The organism is Pedobacter sp. MR2016-19 (genome assembly GCF_014947265.1).
In the GTDB taxonomy this organism is placed as follows: Bacteria; Bacteroidota; Bacteroidia; order Sphingobacteriales; family Sphingobacteriaceae; genus Pedobacter.
Genome location: NZ_JADCNK010000034.1, coordinates 22,329 through 28,901, shown reverse-complemented (window position 1 = coordinate 28,901; position 6,573 = coordinate 22,329). Strand labels below are relative to the sequence as shown.

Annotated in this window: 3 protein-coding genes; 2 read left to right on the top strand and 1 reads right to left on the bottom strand. The window is 37.9% G+C overall.

Annotated elements, in window-relative coordinates; genetic code table 11:
* Positions 1-682 precede the first annotated feature (682 nt).
* Positions 683-3,109 (top strand): outer membrane beta-barrel family protein, encoded by a 2,427-nt coding sequence (locus tag IM793_RS24110; RefSeq protein ID WP_193425983.1) that lies wholly within the window; start codon positions 683-685, stop codon positions 3,107-3,109.
* Between the two features lie 4 nt (positions 3,110-3,113).
* Here the strand turns inward: IM793_RS24110 and IM793_RS24105 are convergent, their stop codons facing one another.
* Complete coding sequence (locus IM793_RS24105) at positions 3,114-4,331, bottom strand: MFS transporter (protein ID WP_193425980.1); 1,218 nt, start codon at positions 4,329-4,331, stop codon at positions 3,114-3,116.
* 290 nt (positions 4,332-4,621) lie between these two features.
* On the opposite strand from IM793_RS24105, the gene IM793_RS24100 reads away from it, so the two are divergent.
* Positions 4,622-6,571 carry an amino acid permease gene (locus IM793_RS24100; protein ID WP_193425978.1) on the top strand — a complete coding sequence of 650 codons (1,950 nt, stop codon included), beginning with the start codon at positions 4,622-4,624 and terminating at the stop codon, positions 6,569-6,571.
* The last annotated feature ends 2 nt before the right edge of the window (positions 6,572-6,573 follow it).

The window sequence follows — 6,573 nt, the reverse complement described above, 5'->3', positions numbered from 1 at the left end:
GGTTGCACCAGACATATAAATAGCTTAACTTAATAGCATTGTTAGCGTCTCGCTAAGACTTGAGTTTAATTCTGTTAAATGGCATTAACATCTCGCTAAGCGTTTTTTGCCACGGAAACACAGAAGGCACGGAAATTAAGAAAGAATGCAGAACCTCAGCGTACTAAAATGTTTTTTGGGTAATCAAAACCTGTGTTTCATCTGCAGTACCCAAATAACAGACCTGATGGAAGTGAAAATCCCTTTTGGTTAATGGATAAATTATTTTTATCAACAATTTCCCAAAAGGATTGTAGCGTACAGCAGGACGGAACCCAAACTACATAGTGCAGACGCTGCTCTCCAAAAAAAGAATCTTAGTTCCAATCACTTTAACGGCATCTTAACTAGTCTTATCTTCTCGCTAAGACTAAAGTTTAATTCTTATCAAAGAGTATGGATAATGCAAAAGACGCTTCGACTCCGCTCAGCGTGACAACCCGAGAGAGAATCAACTGGCATTAGCATCTCGCTAAGCGTTTTTTGCCATGGAAACACAGAAGGCACGGAAATTAAGTATGTAAAAAAATGTTAATTGGGTTAAACATTGTTAAAATCTACCAATTAATGCAACTAATGATCTAGTTTCGTTTAATTCCTAATCAGATAAAAGGAAAAACTAACCATCAGATCCTAATTAACAATGAAAATATTCGCTCGCTTCTTCACGATACTTGCTTTATTTTGTGTCAATCTGCTTTATGCCCAAACCGTAAAAAACCATGTTACAGGAACAGTCGCCTCTAAAAACAACACAAAAATTTTGGCTACGCTCACATTTAAAAGTGCAACAGACTCTTCCCTGATCAAAACCGTGACAACTAACGAACAAGGAAATTTTACATTGGATAATTTCCCGTCGGGTAAGTGTACAGTAGAAGTTAAATCACTTGGTTATAAAACCCTTTTAGAAACTGTAGAGTTAGCGCCAGACAAAACCGATATCAATTTAAGTTTTACGTTACAACCGGATATAAATGAACTGGAAAGTGTTGTTATTGCTGGCCGCAAGCCTTTAATAGAACGCCATAACGATAAAACGCTGATGAATATAGAGAACAGTATTGTTTCGACCGGAAATACTGCCCTCGAAGTGCTTGCTAAAATGCCTGGTGTAACGGTTAATCAGGATGGGATAATCAGTATCAGAGGCAGATCTGGCGTCAATGTGCTTATTGATGGAAAATCGACCTATTTATCGGCCGAACAATTGGCTACCAGATTACGATCGTTAAATAGTAACGAAATAAAAACAATCGAACTGATTACCAGTCCTTCTTCTAAATACGATGCTGAAGGAAACGCAGGGCTACTCAATATTCGGTTAAAAAAGAACGCCAGTTACGGTACAAATGGAAATGTTGACTTAGGTTTCGGATATGGCAAGAATTCAAAAAGCGATGCCGGGATATCCATTAACCATCGAAACAAAAACTTTAATGTTTTTGGCAGCTTCGCCAATAACAACAATAAAGCCACCGAAAACCTGGACATTTTGAGGGTAGTAAATGGCAGCGATCAAAATACCTATTTCCATCAATCGAATACACAGACCAGATCCACACATAACAACAATTACAAAGCCGGGATTGATTATTTCATCAACGATAAAAACACTTTAGGTTTCCTCACTACAGGTTATTTTAACAATGGTCACGATGCATCTAATGGCCTTACCGCTATTGGGCAAAGTTTTACAAAGGTTGATTCTTCTATCGTTGCCGATAACCCCGCAAGGAATAAATACCGCAATCAGGCTTACAACCTCAATTACAAAAGTGTTATGGATACGTTAGGTCAGGAATTTTCTATCGATTTAGATTATGCCAAATACCACAGTGAGGAAAATACCATTTATCAAAATTCCTTTTTAGATCAAAATGGCTTGAACCATAAATCGCCCGCCATCTTTAGAAATGCTACCCCATCTTTTATTAAAATCAAGGCTGCAAAAATTGACTATGTACTTCCAATCAGCGCGAAAACTAAATTAGATGCCGGCTTAAAAAGTAGCTGGGTGAGTACAGATAATGATTTTCAATTCGAAAACCTGATTGGAACAGATTGGAAGAATGATGCAGGCAGAAGTAACCGTTTTATTTACGACGAAAACATCAATGCCGCTTATGCAACCTTAAAGCATGAATTTAAATCGACTAGTGTTGAAATTGGTTTACGAACGGAACAAACCAACTCAAAAGGGAATTCGATTAACGACAATAAGATTGTAAAACGCAGTTATTTTGATTTCTTCCCAAGTTTTAACATCAACCAAAGCCTAAATGCTAATCATGAAATCGGGTTTTCATACAGCAGAAGGATAGATCGACCTGATTATAAATCACTTAACCCTTTTGTTTATTTTGTTGATTTATATACTTTTAGTCAGGGAAATCCCTTTCTTAACCCGCAGTACACCAATGCTTTTCAACTGGCATATAATTATAAAAAAACATTAAATATTTCATTGGGATACAGCATCACCAACGACTTAATTATTGACGTTTTGCTGCCAGATCATGAGAAGAAAACACTGTACCAAACCGTGCAAAACCTCGATAAACAATATGCTTACGATTTAACAATCGGCTATCCTACCACCATTACCAAATTCTGGAGCATGGATAATACACTTACCAGTACCTATAACCAGATCAAAACCGCAAATTTAGGTGATGGTGTATACGACAGAAAGAAAGTGAATTTTATGATCAATAGCAGTCACACTTTTACCCTAAGCCCGTCAACATCAGCAGAACTTTCAGGAGAATATGCCTCCTCGCAGATTTATGGCACTTATGCGATCAAGCCCTATTATGGAGTGGATTTTGGAATCAAAAAATCATTCCTTGATAAAAAACTCAATGTTAAACTTGCTGCTAACGATGTTTTCGATACCAGAAAAGCAAGAATCAGCAGTGCACTTTCGGGTTTAGATTATAACCTCACGCAAAAACAAGAAAGCAGGGTTTACAGACTCAGTTTAAATTACATTTTTGGCAGCAGCAGTATTAAAGGTACCCGAGAGCGAAAAACCAGCGTAACTGATGAGCAAGGCCGGATCAAATAACAAATTACACTTCATCTTTTTTTCGAATCCTTAGAATAATAAACATCACTAAAACCGATATTAGGATCATGATCAGATAACTATAGCTTAGGTTACGTTCATCTTTGGCAGGAATCAGGTTTACGATACCATAACTCAAAAAAGAAACAATCACATAGGTAATCCCTCCCGTTAAGCCGCCTGCAATGCCTGCATTTTTTGGGAATTTGCTCAGACAGAAGGTAAAGTAATTATTAAAGGTAAAGCCTGCTCCGACATGGATCAAAAAAGCAAAGAAAATTAACGACCAGATATTAGAAACAAAATTTAAGCTTACAATCATCAGGACTACAAAAGCAACCTGAAACAACGAATTGATCATTAATCGTTTAAAGAAAGGTTTATTAATGGTGGCCTTGCCAATAAAGCCGCCAACCATCCACGCAAAACCTAAAAATAAGGAACTATAACCTGCAATAACCGGCGAAAAATTAAAGTGGTGCTCAATAATAAACGGACCGGTCATATTGTAAACCATCACCATACAATAAGCTAAGCCCAACATCACGATACCCAGTGTAAAACTTGTTGTTTTGATCATTTCGATATAAATACCGGTGATTTTTTTCAGTTGAAAAGCGGTAAAATGCTTTAGTGTTTCGCCACTAAACAACAACTCCAGAACCGCAAAAACAAGTGCAAAACCAGCTAAGAAATAGAAATTAGATTCCCAGCCAAATGCTGTTTGCAAGTAACCACCAATAAAAGGTGCTACAATTGGTCCGGTAGACCAGATAATGGAAAACAGACTGAGGTAGTGTTTTAACTGGTCGCCTTCGAAGAGATCGACAAAGTATGCCCTTTTGGCCACCACAATTGCGCCAACAGTAAGCCCGTGGATAACGCGCATTACATAAATGAGATAAATATTATGGGTTGTGGCAATAACAATACTTGCCGCTGCAAAAATCAGTAACGCATACAGGCAGATCTTATACCTGCCAAAGCTATCGAGCACGCTCCCGATAAAAAGTTGCGAAACACCATAACTAATTAAAAAGATACTTAATGTAAGTTGAACCTGAACACTGCTTACCTGCATTTCGCCTGCCATAGTTGGTAACGAGGGAATGTAAATATCGGTAGCAAAACCTGACAATGGAATTAAGGCAAAGGCCAGTAGAGTAGCTAAACCCTGGTGACGTTCCTTAATGTATTTTATTTGTGCTGTATTTGAATGCATATTGGTACTATAATCGTATATAAATATTCCAATCAAACATCTATTTACGCGTTCTTAGTTATTTGATTGATTATTGACTGCAAAAATAAGACTTTCACCCACCCTAAAATTATGCAAATCAAACAAAGGATTATTCACGGCAAATAATTACAAATTTTTACTTTAATCTAATAAATGCCTTTTTTAAGATGCCATTTTAACATAGAAACCTAGTGTATTGAAAATTATATCCTGCTTTAAACGTTTTTAACCAAACTTTTTATAAGTTTGAAGAAACAAGCAAACAAAAGATGTTCGAAAAGCTATTCAGAAAGAAATCTATTTCCAAGATATTAAAAGATGCGGCAAACGGCTATGGCGACCACGAAAATACACTACATAAAACACTCGGTGTACGCGACTTAACAGCTTTTGGAATTGCAGCGATTATTGGAGCAGGAATTTTTAGTACGATTGGCAAAGCAAGTGCAGACGGCGGTCCGGCAGTAATCTTTTTATTTATTTTTACAGCGGTAGCCTGTAGTTTTGCAGCTTTTGCTTACGCAGAGTTTGCTTCAATGGTACCTGTTTCTGGCAGTGCCTACACCTATTCTTATGTTGCCTTCGGAGAATTGGTGGCCTGGATTATCGGATGGTCGCTCATTATGGAGTATTCCATCGGTAATATTACAGTGGCGATATCCTGGTCTGATTACTTTACCGGATTACTATCAACCATCAAAATACCTCCCCTCGGCATAGATGGCATCCATGTACCCGATTGGATGACAATGGACTATTTAAGCGCTTATAACGGACATCAACATGCTGAAGCGCTGTTAGCCGCTGGAAAAAACCTGGCAGATTTAGATCCGGCTACAGCTTTAGCGAATAATGCATGGCTTACCGCTCCAAAAATCGGTAGTTTTCACATCGTCGCAGATATCCCTGCCTTAGGCATCATCATTTTAATTACCTGGTTAATTTATCGTGGCATGAAAGAGAGTCGCAATGCCAGCAATGCCATGGTTGTGGTTAAGCTTGCCGTAATTCTTTTGGTATTGGCAGTAGGTATATTTTATGTAGATACAAAAAACTGGGATCCATTTGCGCCTAATGGTGTTGCAGGAGTTCTAAAGGGCGTTTCGGCAGTGTTTTTTGCTTATATCGGTTTCGATGCCATTTCTACAACTGCTGAAGAATGTAAAAACCCACAACGCGATTTGCCCCGTGGAATGATGTGGGCCATTATTATCTGTACCATCCTTTATGTGGCAATTGCATTGGTTTTAACTGGCATTGTTAAATCAGACACTTTAGCCGTTGGCGATCCCTTAGCATTTGTTTTTGATCAGATTAACTTAAAATTAATGAGTGGTATTATTGCTGTAAGTGCGGTATTTGCCATGGCAAGTGTACTTTTGGTTTTTCAGATGGGTCAACCACGGATCTGGATGAGCATGAGCAGAGACGGGTTATTACCAAAATCTTTTTCTAAAATTCACCCGAAATACAAAACACCTTCATTTGCAACTATTGTAGTAGGTTTTGTAGTTGCTGTACCATCATTGTTTATGAACCTGACCATCGTTACCGATCTTTGTTCTATCGGAACACTTTTCGCTTTCGTATTGGTTTGTGCAGGGGTTTTAGTATTACAGAACAGGCCTGATGTTCAACGCGGAAAGTTTAAGATACCTTATTTAAACAGTAAATTTATTGTTCCAATCGCCTTAATTGCGACGATTATTTTCGCGTTCACACAATATGGAAAAGAGACGAAAGCTTTCTTTTTCAACTCGCCTAAAACCATCCAAACCGTAACTTTTGTTACTTCTCTAAGTGGCGATGAACTAAAAATTGTTAAAGAGGAAATTGTTAAAAATGCTGCGCCACAAATTTTATTGACAGAAAAAGTAGATGCAGAATCTTATCTAAGTGCATTACCTGCTGATCGTTATGAGCAGTTTATTTCAGCCTCAAAAATACCTGTAGAGAAGAAATACGAAAGTGGCTGGGGTTTATTTAAGCACAAAATCCCAATGTGGATTTTCTTGATTATCTGCGTGGTCATCACCTACTATTGCATTACCAAAAACTTATCATTAATTCCTGTTTTGGGATTGATCAGCTGTTTATACATGATGTGCGAACTTGGTATTTCAAACTGGATCGGTTTCGGCATCTGGCTGGTAGTTGGGCTTGTGGTTTATTTTGCCTATGGTTACAGACATAGTAAACTGGCAAATCCGGAGGTTTAGTA